Below are 22,591 nucleotides of genomic sequence, written 5' to 3'. Positions count from 1 at the left end.
GGACTAACGCATTCGCGAGCAAGCCCGCTCCCACATTTGACCGTCTGCATCCTGCAGGAATGCGGTCGAATGGGGGAGCGGGCTTGCTCGCGAAGGGCGCGCCTCGGTCTAGGCCGTCTTGCCGGTATGGTTATTCAAGGAAATGACCTTGGTCTTGCCAATCCGGTGACGGTAGATCTCGCGCAGGTACTTGATCGACTTCTTCACGCAATCCCGTGACAGGCGAATGTCATTGATCGACACGAACTTCTCCTTGTCGTTGATCAGCTCGCGGTACTTCTTCTCATACATCGGCTTGATCGCGTACCAGTTGGTATCGAGGATCTTCGCCGGGTTTTCGAACTCGTTGAGCAATTCGTCGATACGATCTTCGTCAAAGTTTTCGTGGATGATGAAGTCCAGGATCGAGTTGTCCAGCGTGTCGTCGAAGCGGTACGGGGTGCGTGCAAAGCAGCGTTTGATGAACGCCACGATCAGCGTCAGGAAATCATCCGACAGGCACGGGCTTTTGGCGATCAACGTGGTCAGCGACAGGTTGGCCGACGCGCCGATCACCAGGGCGTAGCGCTTGAGCGTGGTGTTGGGGAACAGGCTGTTGAGGTGGGTCTTGAGCCGATTCAGGTCCATGTAGGACAGCTTGTAGTCCTTGGGCAGCGAGACGATCGACACCACCGACGAGCAGTTCTTGAAGAAGTGCAGGTCGTGCAGCGCGGCGGCGTCGTAACCGGAATTCTTGTATTGCTCCAGGGAGGCCTTGTAACGCTTGGACTCGATCGGCAACAGGCTGATGCCCTCGATGGCCTGGGTGACCTTGTTGAAGTGCGGCAGGTCGATGGAGCGGAAGAACAGGTCGTCGATGTTCAGGCGCTGCGGCTCTTTATCGAACACCTTGAACTTGTCGTTGGACGGCGGCGGGGTTTCCGGTACCACGGATTCGGCGTAGGCAATGGCGACCGGGCCGGCCAGGCTCATGAACAGGTCGTTGGCATCCAGGCGGATGGTTTCGCCGATGTCGATGCCGGCACGCCGGAAATAGTTCTGGTCGTAGTCGGTGGTCACGGCCTGGGCCGTGAGGATGTTGAAGATCTGCTGGGAGATGTACTGGTTGGCGTGTTTTTCCATGGCATTGACGTCAATGTTCTGGATATTGCCGTCATCGCTCTCTTCGGCGTAACGCATGATGTCGTTGGAGATCAGCATCATGGCGTTCCATGGCCGGATACGCCCCTTCACGCTGGCTTCGCTGCTGTCTTCATTGGCGAAGTTGTACGAGAAATCCCATTCTTCCGACAGGTATTTGCACAGCAGTCGCCCGGCGTTGATATGCAGCGCCTCGGACATTTCGCTGCGGTGATCGGAAATATTCGGCAGCACGCAGATGCCGCTGGTGAAGATCGGCTCGAACACAAAGGCGTGGCCGCTCTTGCTGTCATGCTCGTCGGCGGGCTTGGTGTCGAACGTCTTGTTCATGTACGAGTGCTGCTGCGCCAGGCCGAACTCCGAGGCCATGCCCGAACCGGTACCGCCGCCGGCACTGAAGATCGAGAAGTACAGGCGCGACTGGTTGGCCTTGATGCCGCAGGAGTCGATCAGGTACGAATGGATCATCTTCCAGTCGGGGCTGGAAAAACGCTGGGTATCTTTATTGAGGATGATCTTGGCCAGGTACTGGCCGAGGATCGGCGCGTTACCGGCGCCACCGGCATGGACTTCCGAGAGGTCCATGATTTTCATCTTGCTGTAGTCGCGCAAAAAGCCGCTTTTTTCGCCTTTGCGCGAGAAGCGGATACGCCCGGCGATGTCCTTGTCCAGGTCGCCCAGCATCACCAGGGGTTCCACCAGGAACACCGGTTTGCTGGCCTTGCCACTGCCCAGGCGCAGGTTGTTGCGGATCCACTGGGCCGGGCTGTAGCCCTTGTCTTGCGATTTGTCTTCGTTGCTGAATTCGTTCAGGTAGAACTTGCGCGCGTTGTACACCAGTTCCGCCACGTCCAACGCGATGTTGGAGCCGCAACGGCCCAGGCCGATCAGGCACACCGAGGGAAATTCCTGTTCATTGCGCGGGTCGCCGTCGCCTTCCTGCTGGGGCAGGCGCGGGAACACCATGTCGCGCAGGCCGTCGAGGTTGTCGAGGATGCGATCAGTGTTGGTTTCGGTGAAGTACAAGTATTGCTGGGTCGCCAGCGGACGGGCGCTGCCCAATGACTTGGAACCTGAGGGTTTTTCCGCAGGAGCTGTCAGCAACACGTCGGAGACCACGGTGGCAGAGTTATTGTTGGAAGTCATTGGGCGCCATGTACCTGGACGGATGGCCGAAAAGAATCGAGGAGCCATCACTGAATGAGAGTTCGCGACTTTTACAGTGCGTCTTAGTCCGGGACAGTCGGGTTCAACCCTGATTTTTCACGGGAAATCCTGGCCGGACTCTGATGAATCGGCCGTTCGTCGGCGTTCTTTAGCCCAATGATGGCTAAATGCCAAAGTTTAGGCGTCAGCGAATTGGCCTGACGATCGAGGCGGGGCTTGCCCGTGTGGGGGAGGGATCCTTGGGTGATGGCGCCTCCTTGTTGCCTTCCACGCTGAAGGGGTAAAGCGGGTTGCGCATCTGGATGCCCTGCATCACGCCAATGATGTCGCTGGCCGCTACGGCCGGGCTCAGCAGGTAGCCTTGGATGTAGTCGCAACCATGTTTGAGCAGCAAATCGAATTGCGCCTGGGTTTCCACGCCTTCGGTGACGACTTGCAGGTGCAGGGTATGGGCCATGCCGATAATGGCCTGGACGATTTCGATGTCGGCGGTGGACTTGGGGATGTCCTGGATAAACGAGCGGTCGATCTTCAAGGTATTGAGGGGCAGGCGCTTGAGGTAGGCCAGGGAGGAATAACCCGTGCCGAAGTCGTCGATGGCCAGTGACACGCCCAGCGAGCGAATTTGCCGCAACAACGCCAGGGTGCTGCTGATATTGCCCATCAACGCGTTTTCGGTGACCTCCAGTTCCAGGCGGTTGGCGGCGACACCGGCGAAGCGCAGGGCGTCTTCGATTTCATCGGCCAATTCGTCTCGGGCCAGGTTCAGGGCCGAGCAGTTCACCGCCATGGTCAGTTCGGTGTAACCGCGATCCGACAACAGGCTCAAGTCGTGGCAGGCCTGGCGCAACACCCAGTGATCCAGTTCGGCAATCAGCCCGTTGCTTTCGGCGATGCCGATGAAGCGGTCCGGGGCGAGCAAGCCGTGTTGCGGATGCTGCCAGCGCACCAGCGCTTCCAGGCGGGTCACCTTGCCCAGTTTCATGTCAAAGATTGGCTGGTAGAACAGCACCAACTCATTGCGTGAACGCAGGGCGGCGCGCAGCTCTTCTTCCAATTGCAGTTCGAGAAAGGCGCGGGTTTTCAGATTGGAGCTGAAGAAGTTCAGGCTGTTGCGCCCGGTGTCCTTGGATTGATACAGCGCCAGGTCTGCGGTTTTCAGCAGCTCTTCGCAGGTCAGGCCGTCATCGGGGAACAGGCTGATGCCGATGCTGGTGGTCATCACCATGCGCCGTCCCGCCAGTTCGATGGGGTCTTTCATCCTTTGCATGATGCGCTGGGCCAGGTGCCGCGCTTCATCGCGATGGTGGATGCTGATCAGAATGCAGAACTCATCCCCGCCAAAGCGCGCGACCACGTCTTCATGGCTGCGCACTGAGCCCTTGATATGCCCGGCCAGCACGGTGAGCAGTTGGTCACCGGCGTCGTGGCCAAGGCTGTCGTTGATGCGCTTGAAGTGGTCTATATCGAGGAAGATGACCGCCATCATGCCGTGTGAGGCGGTTTTTTCGGCGAGTTTTTCCGCGAAGATCTGATTGAAACCGCGACGGTTGAGCAGGCTGGTCAGCGCATCGAAGTGCGCCACCTGCTGCAGCGAGGCCCGCGCCTGATCGAGTTCACTGAGCAGGGCGTTCACCCGGCGCAGGTCGCGCTCCTTGTGCTGCAGCTTCTTGTCCGCCAGGGCGGCACTGACGCTGCTGCCGATCACCAGCAAGGTGATCACCGCCACCGACAGGCCGAGTTGAATGGGGTTGTTGTCCACCGGCAACGACAGGTCGGCGCCATTGGGCACCAGCATTTGCATGGCGGCCATGCCGGTGAAGTGCATGCTCAGGATGCCTGCGCCCAGCACCAGGCTGGCGGCGTATTTGAGCAACTGGTGAAACACACCAGAGCCGTTGCGCAGGTAGCTGGACAGCAGCAACGCCGCCAGGCTTGCGCCAATCGCAATGCCGACCGAGGCCATGAACAGTCCCGACTCGAAATACACCTGGGCCTGGGAGCGCATCGCCGACATGCCGACGTAATGCATCAAGGCGATACCAAGCCCCATCCACACCGAGGCCAGCAGGTACTGATGGAACTTGAGCTGGGCGTGACTGAGGGTTTGCATGGCAAACAGCGATGCGATCAGGGCGATCAGCAGCGAGGCGAACGTCATGAGCAATTCGTAATGAATGGCGATCGGCGCCTGGAAGGCCAGCATGCTGATGAAGTGAGTCGACCAGATCCCCCCGGCGAGGCACCCCGCACCCAGCCAGCGCCAATGGCGGCGGGCGGTGGGGTCTTCCACATGGCCGACTCGTTCGGCCATGTCCAGCGTGCCGAACCCGGCCGCACACGCGACCAGATAGGCCAGTAGCACCAGAAAGGGGTTATGACTGCAATTGAGTAATAAGTGCCCGTTGTCTGGAAGGTCGGTAAAAAAATGCAGACCAAGCCATTCCATAGCATGTCCCGTCATAGCGTCATTACGTCATTGCCTACGGCGATGACCTACGCCTTCGAGTATAGAAGCCTCACGGGGTTTGCCATGGATAATGGCACTTTGCTCTCAACGATTTTGGCATGCTGACCATAGCGTTTGATGCTAAGCGCTGATGGGCAGCTCGATCTCGAATGGCGCTTCCAGGGGCGCCAGGCCAAAGGCGGCGCGGGCTGCATCGCAGTCGACGTTCTGCTCGCCTTGGCTCCAGGACGCATCGAATTCGCGGCAAGGGCTCGAGCGCAGCTCGTATATCGAGCAACGGGTGCTTTTGCCCACTTCTCCTTCAAGGCTGCAGCAGCGGGCGGGCTTCTGGTCGGTGCCGATCATTGCCACACGGGTGGGGTTGATCTGCACCACCAAGTCATCGGGCACCGTGCCCCCCGATGAGGCGCACTCACCCCAGAAGAAAGACACACGAAAGTGTGAACAGCAGGCACCGCAATTCAGACACGGACTGGCTTCGGACATGGGCGTCATCGATAAGAAAAGTAGGATTGGGGGGATACGGAAGGCTCGCCATTCTATCCGGGCCATGGCCGTTGGGAAGGGGGGCAGGAACTTATATTTTTGTAGGCGAAGTCCCGCGCTGCCGGGTGAAATCATGCCCTATCAGCTTTACGAATCATTACAGACAACCGGAGCCCGCCTGACTATGTTGCAGGTACCGGGCAGGATGCATCGGGCATCGCAGCTCTCATAACAATAAAAGAGACGGACCCATGCAGAACTCGACCCAAGCGGCGAATGCCTGGCGCATTCTGTTCCTGCTGTTCCTCGCCAACCTGTTCAACTTCTTCGATCGCACCATCCCGGCGATCATCATCGAACCCATCCGCATGGAATGGCACCTGAGCGACTTCCAGCTCGGCATCATCGGCACCGCTTTCACCATCGTCTACGCCATTGCCGGCCTGCCCCTCGGGCGCCTGGCCGACACCGGCTCGCGCAGCAAGCTGATGGGCTGGGGCCTGTTCGCCTGGAGCGGGCTGACGGCGGTCAATGGCATGGTCGGCAGTTTCTGGACGTTCCTGCTGGTGCGCATGGGCATCGGCATTGGCGAGGCCAGCTACGCGCCGGCCGCCAATTCGCTGATTGGCGATCTGTTCCCGGCCCATCGTCGCGCCCGGGCCATGGGAATTTTCATGCTCGGCCTGCCCCTGGGCCTGCTGCTGGCATTCTTCACCATCGGCGCGATGGTCAAGGCGTTCGACAGCTGGCGAGCGCCGTTCTTTATCGCGGCGGTACCGGGGCTGATCCTCGCGGTGTTCATGTTCTACATCAAGGAGCCCAAGCGTGGCGCGGCCGAAACCGTGCAAGTTTCCCAAGAGCGCGTCGACCGCCCGATCCGCCGCGTGCTCGCGGTGCCGACGTTCCTCTGGCTGGTGCTGGCCGGGTTGTGCTTCAACTTCGCCACCTATGCGTGCAACTCGTTCCTGGTGCCGATGCTGCAACGTTATTTCCTGCTGCCGTTGCAGGACGCGGCGGTGGCCACCGGTGTCATCGTCGGCATCACCGGCCTGGTGGGCCTGACCCTGGGCGGTTGGATAGCCGACAAGATCCACCAGCGCGTCGCCAATGGACGACTGTTGTTTGCCGCATTCAGCCTGATCATCTCCACCGTCACCACTGCCTGGGCGTTGCACGCCGGGCGCATCGAGATCGGTGTGTTCGTGGCGTTGTTCAGTGTGGGCTGGCTGTTTGCTTATAACTTCTACACCTGCGTGTACACGGCGATCCAGGACGTGGTGGAACCGCGCCTGCGGGCGACGGCGATGGCGCTGTTCTTTGCTGGCTTGTACCTGTTGGGCGGTGGCATGGGGCCGATTGTCGTCGGCGGCTTGTCCGATCATTTTGCCCAATCGGCGATGTATGCGGCGGGGGCGGAGCAGATGACCGAGGCCTATAAAGCGGTGGGGTTGCATGACGCCATGTACCTGATTCCGGTGGCGCTGTTCTTGACCATGCTGTTTCTGTTCCAGGCGTCGCGCAGTTTTGTACGCGATGCCAAGAAGATGAAGGAAGGGTTGGGGGCTGTGGAGGTGCCGGCTGAGGGGGTTCCGGCTTGAGACCGAGATGACGCCATCGCAGGCAAGCCAGCTCCCACAGTTGAATGTGTTCGCGATTCAAAATGTGGGAGCTGGCTTGCCTGCGATGAGGCCCTGAAGGCCAATAAAAAAAGGCCCGCATTGCGCGGGCCTTGTTTTTAGCAGGGCAGTGCAGTGATCAACCCGCGACCAGCACTCGAATCGCTTCCAATCGCAACGCCGCCTTATCCAGCATCGCCAAACCTTGCTCACGCTGATTACGCAACGCCACCAGCTCACTGTCACGCACGGTCGGGTTGACCGCTTGCAACGCGGTCAGGCGCGCCAGCTCTTCGTCGGTGTCTGCGGCCAGGCGACGTTTGGCCTCGGCCACGCGCTCGGCGTGTTGCGGGGTGACCTTGTCCTCACCGGCGTTGATCCGTGGCGTCAGCTGATCGCGCTGGGCCTGGATGAACTTGTTGGCGCTGGCCCGTGGCACGCTTTCGAGCTGGTCGTTGAGGGTCACGAAGGACACACGGCTCGACAGGTCGTTGCCATTGGTATCCAGCAGGCAACGCAGCGCAGCCGGTGGCAGGTAGCGGCCCAACTGCAGCGAACGTGGGGCAACCACTTCGCTGACGTAGAGCAGTTCCAGCAACACGGTGCCCGGCTTGAGCGCCTTGTTCTTGATCAGCGCCACGGCGGTGTTGCCCATGGAGCCGGACAGCACCAGGTCCATGCCGCCCTGCACCATTGGGTGTTCCCAGGTGATGAACTGCATGTCTTCGCGCGACAGCGCCTGGTTGCGGTCGTAGGTGATGGTCACACCTTCGTCGTCGCCCAGGGGGAAGCTGGCGTCGAGCATTTTTTCGCTCGGCTTGAGGATCAGCGCGTTTTCCGAATGGTCTTCGCTGTCGATGCCAAAGGCGTCGAACAGGGTTTCCATGTAGATCGGCAGGGCGAACTGGTCGTCTTGCTCAAGGATGTCTTCCACCAGCGCATCGCCTTCACCGGCACCACCGGAGTTGAGCTCCAGCAGGCGGTCGCGGCCGGTGTGCAGCTCTTCTTCCAGGCGCTCGCGCTCGGCACGGGCTTCGTCGATCAGGGCTTGCCACTCGCCATCGTCGGCATTTTCCAGCAGCGGCAGCAGGCGTGGGCCGAACTGATGCTGCAGGGCGTTGCCGGTCGGGCAGGTGTTGAGGAAGGCGTTGAGTGCCTCGTTGTACCACTGGAACAGACGCTCTTGCGGGCTGGTTTCCAGGTACGGCACGTGCAGTTCGATCACGTGTTTCTGGCCGATCCGGTCCAGACGGCCGATCCGCTGTTCCAGCAGGTCGGGGTGGGACGGCAGGTCGAACAGCACCAGGTGGTGGGAGAACTGGAAGTTGCGACCTTCACTGCCGATCTCGGAGCAGATCAGCACCTGGGCGCCGAATTCTTCGTCTGCGAAGTAGGCGGCGGCGCGGTCACGCTCAAGGATGTTCATGCCCTCGTGGAACACCGTGGCCGGGATGCCAGAGCGCACGCGCAGGGCGTCTTCCAGGTCCATGGCGGTTTCGGCGTGGGCGCAGATCACCAGGACCTTGGTGCGCTTGAGCATCTTCAGCTGATCGATCAGCCACTCGACACGCGGGTCGAAGCGCCACCAGCGGTTTTCTTCTTCGATGTCCGGCTGGGACTGGAAGCTGACTTCTGGGTACAGCTCGGCGTGTTCGCCCAGCGGCAGTTCCAGGTATTCGTCCGGGTTCGGCAGCGGGTAGGCGTGCAGCTTGCGCTCCGGGAAGCCTTGCACCGCGGCGCGGGTGTTGCGGAACAGCACGCGGCCGGTGCCGTGGCGGTCGAGCAGCTCGCGCACCAGGCGTGCACTGGCTTCGGTGTCGCCATCGTTGACGGCGGTGAGCAGGGCTTCGCCTTCGTCACCGAGGAAACCCTGAATGGTCTTGTGGGCGGCCGGCGACAGGCGGCCCTTGTCCAGCAGCTCCTGCACGGCTTCGGCCACCGGGCGATAGTTCTCGCTCTCGGCGCGGAAGGCGGCCAGGTCATGGAAACGGTTCGGGTCCAGCAGGCGCAGGCGCGCAAAGTGGCTGTCCTGGCCCAGTTGTTCCGGGGTGGCGGTGAGCAACAGGACGCCGGGAATCACTTCGGCCAGTTGCTCGACCAGCGCGTATTCCGGGCTGACCTTGTCTTCATGCCACACCAGGTGGTGGGCTTCGTCGACCACCAGCAGGTCCCAGCCGGCGGCGAACAGCGCATCCTGGGCTTTCTCGTCGTCCACCAGCCACTCCAGGGCCACGAGGGCGAGCTGGGTGTCTTCGAACGGGTTGGTGGCATCGCTTTCGATGAAGCGTTCTTCGTCGAACAGGGCCACTTGCAGGTTGAAGCGGCGGCGCATTTCCACCAGCCACTGGTGCTGCAGGTTTTCCGGCACCAGGATCAGCACGCGGTTGGCGCGGCCCGACAGCAGTTGGCGGTGGATCACCAGACCGGCTTCGATGGTCTTGCCCAGGCCTACTTCGTCAGCCAGCAATACCCGTGGCGCGATACGGTCGGCGACTTCACGGGCAATGTGCAGTTGGTGAGCAATGGGTTGTGCACGCACGCCACCCAGGCCCCACAGCGAGGACTGCAATTGGCGGCTGGTGTGTTCCAGGGTGTGGTAGCGCAGGGAGAACCAGGCCAGCGGGTCGATCTGCCCGGCGAACAGGCGGTCGCTGGCCAAGCGGAACTGGATGAAGTTGGAGAGTTGGGTTTCCGGCAGGGTGACCTGCTCGTTCTGCCCATTGAGGCCGTGGTACACCAGCAGGCCGTCGACGTCGTCGACTTCCTGGACGGTCATTTTCCAGCCTTCGAAATGGGTAATGGTGTCACCCGGCGAGAACCGCACGCGGGTGAGGGGCGCATTCCGTAGCGCGTACTGGCGCGTGTCGCCAGTGGCCGGATAGAGCACGGTCAACAAGCGGCCGTCCTGTGCCAGAACGGTGCCTAACCCCAGCTCTGCTTCGCTGTCACTAATCCAGCGTTGCCCCGGTTGATACTGCTGCGCCATGCTGCCTGACTCCCGCCGTGAAAAAGCCGACTATCTTAACGGAACAAGGCCCTCATCCAAAGGACTCTGGCAAAAACTACTCCGTTTGAATGGGCAACCGGGAGTCGAATCGACGGGTGGCGGGCACTTGCAAGTGTCGACTGAGTCACAGCTTGGCGAGCCTATGCTCAAGTCGCCCTGCAACCCGCCGACAGCCTGTTGATCAGGAGAACAAACCTTATGCTGCCACCCATGCTGCCCGTCAGCGTTGTGCCGGTCACGTCACAACTCGATCCGGTGCGCCAGAAGCCGGATATCCCGCCCGTGGTGCCAGTCCAGGCGGGCTCCAACGAAAGCACGATCGACCTGAAAAAGGGCGATGCCGAGCAGTCGACCTTTCTGCTGCGCGAAGAACAACGCCGCCAGCAGGAGCAGCAGAAGCGCCGGCGTGAAGCCGACGAAGACCCCGAGGCGCACCTGGCAATCCCCGGCGATGTGCTTAACGCCGACAACACCGTGCCGGTGGTGCCGCTGATTGAAGATGCGCCGCGCCAGGGCCTGTGGGTGGACATCGAGATTTAATCGCGCAGCTCCCGCAGCGCCGCCATCAACAATTCAACGTCGTTTTCGGTGTTGAGTGGGCTGACGGAAATTCGCGCAATGCTGGCAAGGCCCCGCGCCTGCATGTCCAGCGGGGTGTAGGCCACACCGTTGGCGCCAATGTTGATGCGCTTGAGCCCCAGCCGTCGCTTGAGTTCAAAGGCGTCCCAGCCGTCCAGGTTGAAGGCGATCAGCCCTGAATGCTGCGTGCCCAGGTCATGCAGGGAAATCCCTGGCATCTCGCGCAACGCTTCGCGAATGTGCCCACTGATGTGCAGAACCCTTTCCCACGTCCGTTCCACCCCCAGTCGATTGGCTTCCTGTAACGCATTGCCCAATCCGGCCAACAGGGCGTAGGAGGCTTCGCTGGTTTCAAAGCGTCGGGCGTCGTCGCGCAGGTCGAAACCTTCCTCGGTCCAAGGCGCGGAGAGCACATCGCGCTGGGCCGGGTTCAAGCGCGGGAGAAAATCCGGCCGCACATACAACAGCGCCGTGCCCCGTGGCCCGCGCAGGTGTTTGCGACCGGCCGACTTGAGCACATCGCAGTGCAAGGCCTGTACATCCACCGGCAACTGGCCGACGGCCTGGCCGGCGTCGATGAAGTAGGCGATGCCGTGGCGCCGGGCCACTTCACCGATAGCCTGGGCCGGGTTGATCAGGCCGCCGTTGGCCGGCAGCCAGGTCAGGTCGATCAGCTTTACGCGCGCGTCGATCATGGCGTCCAGCGCCTGTGGGCACACCGCGCCCGTCTCATCGCAGGGGATCACTTCCACCTGTGCGCCGGCTTGCAATGCCACCTGCATGCTCGCCAGGTTGCCGCCCCATTCATGGCGGCCCACCAGAATGCGATCACCCGGTTGCCACGGGCCCAAGGCCTGGAACGCCATGCTCCAGGCGGTCGAGCCGCTGCTGGTGAAGGCAATCGAGGACGCCGGCGCGTTGAGCAATTGCCCGGCTGCGCGACGGGCTTTTTCCACCAGTACGGCGCCATGTTCACCGGCTTCCATCGGGCCATCGCGGGCTTCACGTTGAAGTTGGTCGATGATGGCATCGAGGGTCGCCTGGCTCGGCAGGGACGCACCGGCGTGGTTGAAGTGCACGATGCCGGATTGGCAGCCGGGCGTGTCGTCGCGCAGGTGCTGGACTTCCAGCGGGCTCACGGCAGTAACTCGAAAATCCCGTCCACCTCCACCGCAACCCCGGCCGGCAGGCTGGACACCCCCACGGCGGTCCGCACATGGCGGCCCTTGTCGCCCAGGGCGTTGACCACCAGGTTCGAAGCGCCATTGGCGACCACGCTCTGACGCTGGAAGGCGCCGCTGCTGGCGATGAAGACGCCCAAGCGCACGGTGCGCATCAGACGCGACAAGTCATCGCCCAAGGCGTGGCTCAATTGCCCCAGCAGGCCCAATGCGGCCAACTCTGCGGCCTGGGCGCCTTCTTCATCGCTGAGGGATTCGCCCAGGCGGCCGACGTAGGCAGGGTTGCCGTCCACCAGCGGGATTTGCCCGGAAACGAACAGTTGGTTCCCGCTAACCATATAGTTGATGTAGTTGGCGATCGGCTGGCCGGGCGTGGGCAGGGTCAGGCCGAGGGCTTGCACGCGTTCGCGGATGGAGTTGCTCATGGTGAATCCTCCTGGGTTGAGAGGTTCCAGCATGTTGGCTGCATCGATGGGCGACAAACGGATAGATCTCACCCGACGTATCAAAATAACTCACGCGTCGTTGCAGGCTTCTTTCAACCACGCGCTGAAGCAGGCCGCCGCTTCGCTGGATGGGCCTTGCGGGGCGATCAGCCAGTAGCCGATTTCACTGTGGTAGGGCGGCCAGTCGAAGGCTTCTACCAGGCTGCCGTCCTGGAGCCTGCGCTCGATCAAGCGATGGCGGCCCATGGCGATGCCTTGTCCGGCCACGGCGGCTTCGACCACGATGTTGTAGTCATGCAGCATGACGCGGGGGTGGCGCTCCAGGTCGACCTGATAATGGGCGGACCAATCCGTCCATTCAAACGGGCGATGGGAGGTGGCCATCAGCAGCGGCCCGTTTTGCAGGTGGCTGGCCTTGAACGCCGGGCTGCACACCGGGGAGATCACTTCGGGCATCAGTCGTGTGGCCTGCACGTCGGGCCAGTCGCCCTTGCCGTAGCGGATCGCCAGGTCGACCTCGGCGGCCGCGACGTCTGCCAGTTGAATCGCCGGCAGCAGTTCCACCTGGATGTGCGGGTAGCGATTGAGAAAACCCGCCAGGCGCGGTGCCAGCCACAGCGTGGCAAAGGAGGCCAGCAAACCGACGCGTAGCACGGTGCTGCTGGGGGCTGTTTTCTGGGCGCGGGTGGCGGCGGCGATGGCATCGAGGGCAGGGCGGATTTCGTCGTAGTAGTGTTGGCCGTCGGTGGTCAGGTCGATCGCACGGGTGCGTCGGATAAACAGCGCTTTGCCCAAGTGCTGTTCCAGTTTTTGCACCTGATGGCTCAGGGCACTCTGGGTCACTGACAATTCGTTCGCCGCCTTGATAAAGCTCAAGTGCCGCGCCACGGCTTCAAAGGCGCGCAGGGCCAGCAGCGGGGGAAGGTCCTTGTGCAGTGCCACCAGAATGCGCCTCTTGAGCCGGGGAGATGGGCCGATTTTGTGCGATGGCCCGCCTTTTGTCGCCCGCTGATTTGCCGTCGAGAAGAGGAGGCCGCATTATTGAGCCATTCCCGCCACGACGTAAGCCAAGCCATGAGTGATGACGACAAGCTGATCGACCTGAATGCCGAACGAGCCAAACGGGTTCATGACCTGAACGACAAGCGCCTGAATGAAGTGCGCCAGGCGTTTGAACAGGCGATGCCGCTCGGCAAAGTTAAGAAAAAGCCAAAGAATAAACCGAAAAAGCGTTGAAGCACCCTGCATCTATTGATGCAGGTCAGTTATTGCCCTTCTTTACGCCCCGTTGCGGGCGACATTGATCCCCGTCAATTTTCCAATGTGCCTTCTCCATTAACTTAGCCCTATCGCAACAGGGCAAGCACGGGAGGCCGGTCATGTTTATCGATAATGTGGTATTCGCCGGAGTGCTGACAGTAAGCCTCATGGTGATGTTTTTTGTAGGGTTTGGAATTTTTATCTGGAAAGACGCGAATAAGCGGAAAAAACCTTAGTTCTTTCCAGGTTACATGAGCACGCAAGGCATTTTGGGCGACTTCGGTCGCCCTTTTTTTTGGCTGCTATTTAACAATCGAAGATCAACTGTGGGAGCCGGGCTTGCCCGCGATTGCGGAGTGTCAGTCGATGATGTTTTGGCTGACCCCGCGCAATCGCGGGCAAGCCCGGCTCCCACAGTTGGACCGCGACGGGTCAAAAGTCGTTAAATAAAAAAGGTGCGAACCTCGCGGATCGCACCTTTTTTCATGGCCGGGACACTATCAACTGCCCAGCGCCTTCGACGCCAGCCAGAACAAACCGGCCGACAGGCCAACGGTGGCGGGCAGGGTCAACACCCAGGCCATCAGGATGGTCTTGACGGTGCCGCCTTGCAGGCCGCTCTTGTTGGCAACCATGGTGCCGGCCACACCGGACGACAGCACGTGGGTGGTCGACACCGGCAGGCTGAAGATGTTGGCCAGGCCGATCATGCTGGCGGTGGTGATCTGTGCCGACATGCCTTGGGCGTAGGTCATGCCTTGCTTGCCGATCTTCTCACCGATGGTCAGTACCACGCGCTTCCAGCCGACCATGGTGCCCAGGCCCAGGGCCAGTGCAACGGCCAGGATCACCCAGAACGGCGCGTACTCGGTGGTGGCGGTCAGGTCTTTGCGCAGCTTGTCCAGATCGGACTTCTCACGCGCATCCAGGCCCGGCAGCTTGCCGACTTTCTTCGCGGTGTCGTCCAGGCAGAGCAGGTAGCGACGCACTTCAATGCGGTGCTCGGCGGTCAGCGAGTGGTAGTCGGACACACCTTTGAGGGTCTCCATCAGCGCGCTGATGGTCGGTTCGGTCTGCTGCGGGTTGCACTGGAACTTGCCCGGCAGGTCGTTCTTCACGCTTTTGCCCAGGGCCAGGAACTCGCCGAGGGTGGCGTTGTTGCGCTGGTAGAACTGGCTCAGGTGCACGGTGGCGTCACGGGTGCGTTCGATCTGGTAGGTGGTGCTGCCCAGGTCGAGCACGAACTGCGCCGGCACGATACCGATGAGCACCAGCATGATCAGGCCGATGCCTTTCTGGCCATCGTTGGAGCCATGTACGAAACTCACGGCCATGGCGGAAATCACCAGCACCAGGCGGTTCCAGAACGGCGGGTGTTTCTTGTCGTCAAGCTTGCGGCGCTGGTCCGGGGTCTTGTGCATCTTCGACAGCGGGCGCCACCATTTCAGGCCGATCAGCACCAGGGCTGCGACCAGGAAACCGGCCATCGGCGAGAACACCAGGGAAGCGCCGATGTCGATCGCTTTCTGCCAGTTCACACCGTCCGCCAGGGGAATGTCGTTGATCAGGGCATTGGCCAGGCCGACACCGAGGATCGAGCCGATCAAGGTGTGGGAGCTGGATGCCGGGATCCCGAAGTACCAGGTGCCCAGGTTCCAGGTGATCGCGGCTGCCAATAATGAGAAGACCATGGCCAAACCGTGGCCGGTGTTCACATTGATCAGCAACTCCACCGGCAGCAGGTGCACTATGGCGTAGGCGACGCCCACACCGCCGAGCAACACGCCGAGGAAGTTGAACACCCCGGAGAAGAACACGGCCAGGTGCGGCGGCATGGCTTTGGTATAGATGACTGTGGCCACCGCGTTAGCGGTGTCATGAAAGCCATTGATGAACTCGAAGGCGAGGACAAAGGCCAGGGCGAGCAACAGGCTCACTAGAACCCAAGCATCCAGTCCGCTGAATAAATCGATCATGAAGGTTTTCTGACCCGGTCGTAAGGGGGCGCGATTATGCCAGAAAACCTCAGTAATCGATGCATTAGCTGCTCATCGGTAACATTTCTCGACCCAAAAACGCGCAGAAAAGGGGCGCATCCCAGGGTTTTCGGGGCTTTGGCAAGTCTTTGATTTCTAACGTGCGGGGCTGAAAAGGCGGGTTTTTGTCAGGCAAATGCCTTGCGTGAAACATTTGTATGAAATTTCGCTGCAGGCAGCAGAAAATTGAATAATCACGTGTAAGCCAGGTGCCCTCCGCCGGCGGTGGACCGGCAGAGACAGCAAACCCTGGAGGCTCGAATCGAAGGGCTTATGGCTCTTCGGCTTTGAGCTCCTGTTCAATCTTTTGGATTTCCTGGGCAAATGCCTGATCCAACAGGCTGGCTCGTTTGCGCCATGGCTTGCGCTCAGGTTCAGGCTGGGCGGCGTAGGTGGTGACTTCCCCGCCGTAAACGTCCTTGTAACGTTGCTCCTGGCGCTCAAGTTCCGCGCGCAGTTCATCTTTCGTCACAGTGTTACCTAATTGAGTTGAGTTTAATTACCGTGCAGCGTCTTGCCTGAAAGTCGCCCTCGGGGTGTTTCAAGTTGAACGATTGAGCGGTTCAAGTTTGAAAGGGCTGCCGAACGTGATTTCGTTTAATCCGGTACTTGTGGTCGGTGATGCACATAGCCTGCATCGTCCGGCGAGCTCCGATCCCGATAATGACACCGGGCCGACCTCCGCACAGGTTGCATTATAGCGGCGTGTTTGAATAACACTATCTCCATCCAGTTAAAAGGTGCCAGCGTTGTGTGAGCTTTTTGTTACATGCCTGCGCCAGTAGTTGCACAATTCTGACGCCATAAATTCCGCGCGTGTTCTAACTGCCCCGGTATGCGCTCTTTTTATCGCGTTATTGGGTAACGCCCGAACTTGTTCAATCTGCCCGTCGCCGGCGCGGGGCGGCCAAATTGCGATAATCGAATGATCGTCCGATAATCGCCCAATGTTGCCGGCCCCGCCTTGTGCATCCCAAGCGGCGCGGCTTGTAATAGCGGCCAACCCTCCCTGCGGTTGAAAACAAGAGAAAGGACCCTTGAAATGAACGATCAATTGCGCAACTCCTTCGCGTCAGTGGCGCCGCCGATCGTGGCCTCGCCGGCCAAGCGCATCCAGGCGTTCACCGGTGATCCGGATTTCATGACGTCCCTGGCCCGTGGCCTGGCGGTGGTGCAGGCCTTCCAGGAGCGCAAGCGCCACCTGACCATTGCCCAGATCAGCCATCGCACGGAAATCCCGCGCGCCGCCGTGCGCCGTTGCCTGCACACCTTGATCAAGCTCGGTTACGCCACCACCGACGGGCGTACCTACTCACTGTTGCCCAAGGTGCTGACCCTGGGCCATGCCTATTTATCTTCCACGCCACTGGCGGTGTCGGCCCAACCCTACTTGGACCGCATGAGCGAGCAGCTCCACGAAGCCTGCAACATGGCGACCCTGGAAGGCGATGACATCCTCTACATCGCCCGTTCGGCGACGACCCAGCGCCTGATTTCCGTGGACCTGTCGGTGGGCGGGCGGCTGCCGGCGTATTGCACGTCCATGGGCCGCATCCTGCTGGCGGCGCTGGATGACGCGTCGCTGCGTGACTACCTTGACCACGCCGACCTGCAAACCAAGACCAGCCGCACTCTCACCACGCCTGACGCCTTGCTCGAATGCCTGCAACAGGTGCGTCAGCAGGGCTGGTGCATTGTCGACCAGGAGTTGGAGCAGGGCCTGCGCTCCATCGCCGTGCCGGTGTATGACGCATCCGGCCAGGTGCTGGCCGCGCTGAACGTCAGTACCCACGCCGCACGGGTCAGCCGCAGCGAGCTTGAACAGCGCTTTTTGCCGAACATGCTCAGTGCCAGCCGTGAGCTGAGTGCGCAGTTATTTGCCTAAGTGTGCGGTGACCGCACAGATCCCGGTTCGATGAATTGACGGTGTTTCCCCAGGCTTATTAAGGTGCGGCAGCGCTCTGTGCGCCGCCCAATAATAATGACGACCCCAGGTCGTTAGCCCGCCCATCGGTGTGGAAATAAGAATAATGAATCAGCCTTCTGTCGGTACCAACCTGGACGTACAGTCCTTTATCAACGCCCAGCCGCTGTCGCGCTATCAGTGGCGCGTGGTCATCCTGTGTTTCCTGATCGTCTTCCTCGACGGCCTCGACACCGCCGCCATGGGTTTTATCGCGCCCGCCCTGTCCCAGGACTGGGGCATCGACCGCGCCAGCCTTGGCCCGGTGATGAGCGCTGCGCTGATCGGCATGGTGTTCGGCGCACTGGGCTCCGGCCCGTTGGCCGATCGCTTCGGGCGCAAAGTAGTATTGGTGGGCGCGGTGTTGGTATTCGGTGCGTTCAGCCTGGCCTCGGCCTACAGCAGCAACGTTGACCAGTTGCTGGTGCTGCGCTTCCTCACCGGGCTGGGCCTGGGGGCTGGCATGCCGAACGCCACCACGCTGCTCTCCGAATACACGCCTGAACGCCACAAGTCGCTGTTGGTGACCAGCATGTTCTGCGGCTTCAACCTGGGCATGGCCGGTGGCGGGTTTATCTCGGCCAAGCTGATCCCGGCGTTCGGCTGGCACGCGTTGTTGATGATCGGCGGCATCTTGCCGTTGATCCTGGTGGTGGTCCTGATGCTGTGGCTGCCGGAGTCGGCGCGCTACCTGGTGGTGCGCAACCGTGGCACTGACAAGGTGCGCAAGACCCTGTCGCCCATCGAGCCCAATGTGGTTGCGCAGGCCACCCGCTTCAGTGTCCCCGAACAGAAGAGCGTGAAGGCACGCAACGTCTTCGCGGTGATTTTTTCCGGCACCTACAGCGCCGGCACCTTGTTGTTGTGGCTTACCTACTTCATGGGGCTGGTGATTGTTTACCTGCTGACCAGTTGGCTGCCGACCCTGATGCGCGACAGCGGCGCCAGCCTGGAGCAGGCCGCCTTCATCGGCGCGCTGTTCCAGTTTGGCGGGGTCCTCAGCGCCGTGGGCGTGGGCTGGGCGATGGACCGGTTCAACCCCCACAAGGTCATTGGCACTTTCTACTTGCTGGCGGGGCTGTTTGCCTACGCAGTAGGGCAGAGCCTGGGCAACATCACGCTGCTGGCGACCCTGGTGTTGATCGCGGGGATGTGTGTGAACGGCGCGCAATCGGCGATGCCGTCACTGGCAGCACGTTTCTACCCGACCCAGGGGCGGGCCACCGGTGTGTCGTGGATGCTCGGCATTGGTCGCTTTGGCGCCATTCTTGGTGCCTGGATGGGCGCCACTTTGCTGGGCCTGGGCTGGAACTTCGAGCAGGTGCTCACCGCGCTCGTCATCCCCGCCGCACTGGCCACCACCGCCGTCGTGATCAAGGGCATGGTCAGCCACGCCGACGCTACCTGAGGCCTGACGCGGTAAAAAAAGTGGGGGCGGGCTTGCTCGCGAAAGCTGTGTATCAGCCAACACATATGGCGACTGACATTGCGCATTCGCGAGCAAGCCCGCTCCCACATTGACCGAGTCAGCACAAAAGGTTAGCAAGACAACAATCCGTTCGATAATCGAACACTGCGTCGATTATCGGATTGTTTGGGCCATTTCCCCGGCTTAATCTTCAAGCACTCCGGCGCCACCTCAGCGCCTTTTTCGATCCACACCGGGAGCCCGAACCCCATGGCTGAAATTCTTGCGCTGCGCGACGCGGTGAAGCGATTCGTGAACGACGGCGATACCGTCGCACTGGAAGGCTTCACCCACCTGATCCCTACGGCAGCGGGTCATGAAATCATTCGTCAGGGCAAGAAAGACCTGACACTGGTACGTATGACGCCTGACTTGATCTACGACCAACTGATCGGTGCCGGTTGCGCAAAAAAGCTGATTTTCTCCTGGGGCGGTAACCCAGGTGTGGGTTCCTTGCATCGCCTGCGGGATGCGGTCGAGAAACAATGGCCGCAGCCGTTGGAGATTGAAGAACACAGCCATGCCGACCTGGCCAACGCCTACGTCGCCGGGGCATCCGGCCTGCCCTTCGCGGTGCTGCGTGCCTACGCCGGTTCCGACCTACCCAAGGTCAACCCGCTGATCAAGACCGTGACCTGCCCCTTCACCGGCGAAGTGCTGGCGGCGGTGCCGTCGGTCCGTCCGGATGTCACCGTGATCCATGCGCAAAAGGCCGACCGCAAGGGCAACGTGCTGCTCTGGGGCATCCTGGGTGTGCAGAAAGAAGCGGCCCTGGCGGCCAAGCGTTGCATCGTCACCGTCGAGGAAATCGTCGATGACCTCAACGCCCCCATGAACAGCTGCGTGCTGCCGACCTGGGCCCTGACAGCGGTGTGCCATGTACCCGGTGGCGCGCATCCGTCCTACGCCCATGGCTACAACGAGCGTGATAACCGCTTCTACCAGGCGTGGGATCCGATTGCCCGCGACCGTGGGACCTTTACCGCCTGGATCGACGAATACATCCACGGCACTGCCGACTTCACCGAATTCCAGGCCAAGCTGGCCACCGCGCAGGAGGCCAAGTAATGGCTTACTCCACCAATGAAATGATGACCGTCGCCGCCGCGCGCCGCCTCAAGAATGGCTCTGTCTGCTTTGTCGGCATTGGCCTGCCGTCGAAGGCGGCCAACCTGGCGCGCCTGACCTCGTCGCCGGACGTGGTGCTGATCTACGAGTCCGGCCCGATTGGCGCCAAACCTTCGGTACTGCCGCTGTCCATCGGTGACGGCGAACTGGCAGAAACCGCCGACACCGTGGTGCCGACCGGCGAGATCTTCCGCTACTGGCTGCAAGGCGGGCGCATTGATGTGGGCTTCCTCGGCGCGGCCCAGGTCGACCGCTTCGGCAATATCAACACCACCGTGGTCGGTGACTATCACCAGCCCAAAGTGCGCCTGCCGGGTGCCGGTGGCGCGCCGGAGATCGCCGGTTCGGCCAAGAGCGTGTTGATCATCCTCAAGCAGTCGGCCCGTTCGTTTGTCGACAAGCTGGACTTCATCACCTCCGTGGGCCACGGCGAGGGCGGCGATTCGCGCAAGCGCCTGGGCCTGCCGGGCGCTGGGCCCGTGGGAATCATTACCGACCTGTGCATCATGGAACCCGAAGCCGGCACCCATGAATTTGTCGTCACCGCCTTGCACCCTGGCGTGACCCGCGAGCAAGTGGTTGCCGCTACGGGCTGGCCGATCCGGTTTGCCCCGCAAGTGAGCACTACCGACGAACCCACCGAAATCGAATTGACGGCCTTGCGTGACCTCGAAGCCCGCACCGCCGCCGCCCATGGCCAAGCGCCGGGAGAAGCCTGATGCGCGACGTATTTATCTGTGATGCCATTCGTACCCCCATCGGCCGTTTTGGCGGTGGCCTGTCCACCGTGCGCGCCGATGACCTGGCAGCGCTGCCGATCAAGGCACTGATCGAGCGCAATCCGTCGGTGGACTGGAGCGCGGTCGATGAAGTATTCCTCGGCTGCGCCAACCAGGCCGGCGAAGACAACCGCAACGTGGCGCGCATGGCGCTGTTGCTGGCGGGCTTGCCGGAGAGCATTCCCGGCGTGACGCTCAACCGTTTGTGCGCCTCGGGGATGGACGCCATTGGCACCGCTTTCCGCGCCATTGCCAGCGGCGAAATGGAACTGGCGATTGCCGGTGGCGTCGAGTCGATGTCCCGCGCCCCGTTCGTGATGGGCAAGGCCGACGCGGCGTTCTCGCGCAATATGAAGCTGGAAGACACCACCATCGGCTGGCGTTTTATCAACCCGCTGATGAAGGCCCAATACGGTGTGGATGCGATGCCGCAGACCGCCGATAACGTTGCCGATGACTACAGCGTGTCCCGTGCCGACCAGGACGCGTTTGCCTTGCGCAGCCAGCAACGCACCGCTGCCGCCCAGGCTGCCGGTTTCTTCGCCGAGGAAATCGTACCGGTACGCATCGCCCATAAAAAAGGCGAGACCGTGGTGGAGCAGGATGAGCATCCCCGCGCCGACACCACCCTGGAAGCCCTGGCCAAACTCAAGCCCGTCAACGGCCCGGACAAAACCGTGACCGCCGGCAATGCCTCGGGAGTGAACGACGGCGCGGCGGCGCTGATTCTGGCCTCCGCCGAAGCCGTCAAGAAACATGGCCTGACCGCCCGCGCCCGGGTACTGGGCATGGCCAGCGCTGGCGTGGCGCCACGGGTGATGGGCATCGGCCCGGTGCCTGCGGTGCGCAAGCTGGTGGAGCGCCTGGGTTTGGCGGTCACCGATTTTGACGTGATCGAACTCAACGAAGCCTTCGCCAGCCAAGGCCTGGCGGTGTTGCGCGAGCTGGGCATTGCCGACGACGCGCCGCAGGTCAACCCGAATGGCGGCGCCATTGCCCTCGGTCACCCGCTGGGCATGAGCGGCGCGCGGTTGGTACTGACAGCCCTGCATCAGCTGGAAAAAACCGGCGGCAGCAAAGGCCTGGCAACCATGTGTGTGGGCGTCGGCCAAGGCCTGGCGCTGGCGATTGAACGCGTCTAATAAGAGAGGATTGCTCCATGAGTGACAAGCCCGGTTACCGGCGCCCGCAAGCGGGCACTCAACCTGATTACCTGCACCCGGCCTATCAGTCGACGAACCTGCGTTCGCCGTCTCAGCCGTTGGTGTTCCTGCCCCATTCGTTGTCGGAAATCACCGGCCCGACCCTCGGTGCCGAGCGGGTCAATGAGAAGGATAATGACCTCACCGCCCAGCATGACGGCGAGCCGCAAGGCGAGCGCATCATCATCCACGGCCGCGTGCTGGATGAAAACGGCTTGCCGGTGCCGGGCATCCTCGTGGAAATCTGGCAGGCCAACGCGGCCGGCCGCTACAACCACAAGCGCGATGTGCACGACGCGCCCCTGGACCCGAACTTCACCGGCACCGGGCGTACCGTCACCGATGCCGACGGCTGGTACCAGTTCCAGACCATCAAGCCCGGCGCCTACCCCTGGGGCAACCACCACAACGCGTGGCGCCCGGCGCATATCCACTTTTCGCTGTTCGGCCCTAGCGTGCTGACGCGCCTGGTCACGCAGATGTATTTCCCCGGCGACCCGCTGCTGGAATACGACCCGATCTACAACTGCGTGCCGGACACTTCGGCCAAGGAGCGCCTGATCGCGCGCTTCGACTTGGAAAAAACCATTCCTTCCTATGCCCTCGGCTACCGCTGGGACATCGTCCTGCGCGGCCGCGACGCCACGCCGATGGAGAAATGAG

General features: G+C 61.5%; 19 protein-coding genes. 10 read left to right on the top strand and 9 right to left on the bottom strand.

What is annotated here, in order from left to right:
- Window positions 1–108: 108 nt before the first annotated feature.
- The 3 genes from HX803_RS29785 to HX803_RS29775 all read right to left on the bottom strand — a co-directional run bounded on the left by HX803_RS29785 (window position 109) and on the right by HX803_RS29775 (window position 5,263).
- Window positions 109–2,286, bottom strand: a complete 2,178-nt coding sequence (locus HX803_RS29785) for a hypothetical protein (protein WP_178925703.1) — start codon at window positions 2,284–2,286, stop codon at window positions 109–111.
- A 205-nt stretch (window positions 2,287–2,491) separates the two neighbouring features.
- Window positions 2,492–4,756 carry a bifunctional diguanylate cyclase/phosphodiesterase gene (locus tag HX803_RS29780; RefSeq protein ID WP_178925702.1) on the bottom strand — a complete coding sequence of 755 codons (2,265 nt, stop codon included), beginning with the start codon at window positions 4,754–4,756 and terminating at the stop codon, window positions 2,492–2,494.
- A gap of 141 nt (window positions 4,757–4,897) precedes the next feature.
- Window positions 4,898–5,263: a YkgJ family cysteine cluster protein gene (locus HX803_RS29775; protein WP_178925701.1), complete on the bottom strand. Its 366-nt coding sequence runs from the start codon at window positions 5,261–5,263 to the stop codon at window positions 4,898–4,900.
- A gap of 251 nt (window positions 5,264–5,514) precedes the next feature.
- On the opposite strand from HX803_RS29775, the gene HX803_RS29770 reads away from it, so the two are divergent.
- The gene (locus HX803_RS29770) at window positions 5,515–6,861 is read left to right on the top strand and encodes an MFS transporter (protein ID WP_178925700.1); all 1,347 of its coding nucleotides are present in this window, start codon (window positions 5,515–5,517) and stop codon (window positions 6,859–6,861) included.
- A gap of 157 nt (window positions 6,862–7,018) precedes the next feature.
- Here the strand turns inward: HX803_RS29770 and rapA are convergent, their stop codons facing one another.
- Window positions 7,019–9,865 (bottom strand): RNA polymerase-associated protein RapA, encoded by a 2,847-nt coding sequence (gene rapA, locus HX803_RS29765; RefSeq protein WP_178925699.1) that lies wholly within the window; start codon window positions 9,863–9,865, stop codon window positions 7,019–7,021.
- Between the two features lie 219 nt (window positions 9,866–10,084).
- Here rapA and HX803_RS29760 point away from each other — a divergent pair, with 219 nt between their 5' ends.
- A complete protein-coding gene (locus HX803_RS29760) occupies window positions 10,085–10,426 on the top strand; it encodes an aspartate-semialdehyde dehydrogenase (RefSeq protein ID WP_176994760.1) in 342 nt (113 codons plus the stop codon).
- Here the strand turns inward: HX803_RS29760 and HX803_RS29755 are convergent.
- From HX803_RS29755 to HX803_RS29745, 3 genes are all read right to left on the bottom strand, one after another.
- Window positions 10,423–11,604 (bottom strand): aminotransferase class V-fold PLP-dependent enzyme, encoded by a 1,182-nt coding sequence (locus HX803_RS29755; RefSeq protein WP_178925698.1) that lies wholly within the window; start codon window positions 11,602–11,604, stop codon window positions 10,423–10,425. The genes HX803_RS29760 and HX803_RS29755 overlap by 4 nt on opposite strands.
- Window positions 11,601–12,071 carry a RidA family protein gene (locus HX803_RS29750; protein WP_178925697.1) on the bottom strand — a complete coding sequence of 157 codons (471 nt, stop codon included), beginning with the start codon at window positions 12,069–12,071 and terminating at the stop codon, window positions 11,601–11,603. The genes HX803_RS29755 and HX803_RS29750 overlap by 4 nt, the downstream gene beginning before the upstream one ends.
- Before the next feature lie 90 nt (window positions 12,072–12,161).
- Window positions 12,162–13,034 (bottom strand): LysR substrate-binding domain-containing protein, encoded by an 873-nt coding sequence (locus tag HX803_RS29745; protein WP_178925696.1) that lies wholly within the window; start codon window positions 13,032–13,034, stop codon window positions 12,162–12,164.
- Between the two features lie 132 nt (window positions 13,035–13,166).
- Here HX803_RS29745 and HX803_RS29740 point away from each other — a divergent pair, with 132 nt between their 5' ends.
- Window positions 13,167–13,328 carry a hypothetical protein gene (locus HX803_RS29740; RefSeq protein WP_017844811.1) on the top strand — a complete coding sequence of 54 codons (162 nt, stop codon included), beginning with the start codon at window positions 13,167–13,169 and terminating at the stop codon, window positions 13,326–13,328.
- 143 nt (window positions 13,329–13,471) lie between these two features.
- Window positions 13,472–13,588, top strand: coding sequence for a cytochrome c oxidase subunit CcoM (gene ccoM, locus HX803_RS33000; protein WP_010212341.1), 117 nt, complete (start codon window positions 13,472–13,474; stop codon window positions 13,586–13,588).
- Between the two features lie 264 nt (window positions 13,589–13,852).
- Here the strand turns inward: ccoM and HX803_RS29735 are convergent, their stop codons facing one another.
- The gene (locus tag HX803_RS29735; RefSeq protein ID WP_176994764.1) at window positions 13,853–15,328 is read right to left on the bottom strand and encodes an inorganic phosphate transporter; all 1,476 of its coding nucleotides are present in this window, start codon (window positions 15,326–15,328) and stop codon (window positions 13,853–13,855) included.
- A 331-nt stretch (window positions 15,329–15,659) separates the two neighbouring features.
- The gene (locus tag HX803_RS29730) at window positions 15,660–15,860 is read right to left on the bottom strand and encodes a hypothetical protein (RefSeq protein WP_003172389.1); all 201 of its coding nucleotides are present in this window, start codon (window positions 15,858–15,860) and stop codon (window positions 15,660–15,662) included.
- A gap of 570 nt (window positions 15,861–16,430) precedes the next feature.
- On the opposite strand from HX803_RS29730, the gene pcaR reads away from it, so the two are divergent.
- The 6 genes from pcaR (at window position 16,431) to pcaH (ending at window position 22,590) form a co-directional block, all read left to right on the top strand.
- Complete coding sequence (gene pcaR / locus HX803_RS29725) at window positions 16,431–17,273, top strand: pca regulon transcriptional regulator PcaR (protein ID WP_178925695.1); 843 nt, start codon at window positions 16,431–16,433, stop codon at window positions 17,271–17,273.
- A 145-nt stretch (window positions 17,274–17,418) separates the two neighbouring features.
- Window positions 17,419–18,759: an MFS transporter gene (locus HX803_RS29720; protein ID WP_178925694.1), complete on the top strand. Its 1,341-nt coding sequence runs from the start codon at window positions 17,419–17,421 to the stop codon at window positions 18,757–18,759.
- A 270-nt stretch (window positions 18,760–19,029) separates the two neighbouring features.
- Entirely contained in the window at window positions 19,030–19,887 is an 858-nt protein-coding gene (locus tag HX803_RS29715; RefSeq protein ID WP_178925693.1) for a CoA transferase subunit A, read from the top strand.
- Complete coding sequence (locus HX803_RS29710; RefSeq protein WP_178925692.1) at window positions 19,887–20,666, top strand: CoA-transferase subunit beta; 780 nt, start codon at window positions 19,887–19,889, stop codon at window positions 20,664–20,666. Before HX803_RS29715 ends, HX803_RS29710 begins: the two co-directional genes overlap by 1 nt.
- The gene (gene pcaF / locus HX803_RS29705) at window positions 20,663–21,868 is read left to right on the top strand and encodes a 3-oxoadipyl-CoA thiolase (protein WP_178925705.1); all 1,206 of its coding nucleotides are present in this window, start codon (window positions 20,663–20,665) and stop codon (window positions 21,866–21,868) included. The genes HX803_RS29710 and pcaF overlap by 4 nt, the downstream gene beginning before the upstream one ends.
- 17 nt (window positions 21,869–21,885) lie before the next feature.
- On the top strand, window positions 21,886–22,590 hold the full coding sequence (pcaH, locus tag HX803_RS29700) for a protocatechuate 3,4-dioxygenase subunit beta (RefSeq protein WP_178925691.1): 705 nt from the start codon (window positions 21,886–21,888) through the stop codon (window positions 22,588–22,590).
- Window position 22,591: the final 1 nt, after the last annotated feature.

The sequence above is a fragment of the Pseudomonas sp. P7548 genome, from assembly GCF_013386585.1.
In the GTDB taxonomy this organism is placed as follows: Bacteria; Pseudomonadota; Gammaproteobacteria; order Pseudomonadales; family Pseudomonadaceae; genus Aquipseudomonas.
This window is presented reverse-complemented; position numbering and strand designations above follow the sequence as displayed.

Bases quoted from the DNA above. Each gene is read 5' to 3' on its own strand.
- HX803_RS29720 (WP_178925694.1), top strand. From the start codon at position 17,419: ATGAATCAGCCTTCTGTCGGTACCAACCTGGACGTACAGTCCTTTATC.
- HX803_RS29775 (WP_178925701.1), bottom strand. From the start codon at position 5,263: ATGTCCGAAGCCAGTCCGTGTCTGAATTGCGGTGCCTGCTGTTCACAC.
- HX803_RS29710 (WP_178925692.1), top strand. From the start codon at position 19,887: ATGGCTTACTCCACCAATGAAATGATGACCGTCGCCGCCGCGCGCCGC.
- HX803_RS29750 (WP_178925697.1), bottom strand. From the start codon at position 12,071: ATGAGCAACTCCATCCGCGAACGCGTGCAAGCCCTCGGCCTGACCCTG.
- HX803_RS29780 (WP_178925702.1), bottom strand. From the start codon at position 4,756: ATGGAATGGCTTGGTCTGCATTTTTTTACCGACCTTCCAGACAACGGG.
- ccoM (WP_010212341.1), top strand. From the start codon at position 13,472: ATGTTTATCGATAATGTGGTATTCGCCGGAGTGCTGACAGTAAGCCTC.
- rapA (WP_178925699.1), bottom strand. From the start codon at position 9,865: ATGGCGCAGCAGTATCAACCGGGGCAACGCTGGATTAGTGACAGCGAA.
- pcaH (WP_178925691.1), top strand. From the start codon at position 21,886: ATGAGTGACAAGCCCGGTTACCGGCGCCCGCAAGCGGGCACTCAACCT.
- HX803_RS29770 (WP_178925700.1), top strand. From the start codon at position 5,515: ATGCAGAACTCGACCCAAGCGGCGAATGCCTGGCGCATTCTGTTCCTG.
- HX803_RS29760 (WP_176994760.1), top strand. From the start codon at position 10,085: ATGCTGCCACCCATGCTGCCCGTCAGCGTTGTGCCGGTCACGTCACAA.
- HX803_RS29740 (WP_017844811.1), top strand. From the start codon at position 13,167: ATGAGTGATGACGACAAGCTGATCGACCTGAATGCCGAACGAGCCAAA.
- HX803_RS29735 (WP_176994764.1), bottom strand. From the start codon at position 15,328: ATGATCGATTTATTCAGCGGACTGGATGCTTGGGTTCTAGTGAGCCTG.
- pcaR (WP_178925695.1), top strand. From the start codon at position 16,431: ATGAACGATCAATTGCGCAACTCCTTCGCGTCAGTGGCGCCGCCGATC.
- HX803_RS29785 (WP_178925703.1), bottom strand. From the start codon at position 2,286: ATGACTTCCAACAATAACTCTGCCACCGTGGTCTCCGACGTGTTGCTG.
- HX803_RS29715 (WP_178925693.1), top strand. From the start codon at position 19,030: ATGGCTGAAATTCTTGCGCTGCGCGACGCGGTGAAGCGATTCGTGAAC.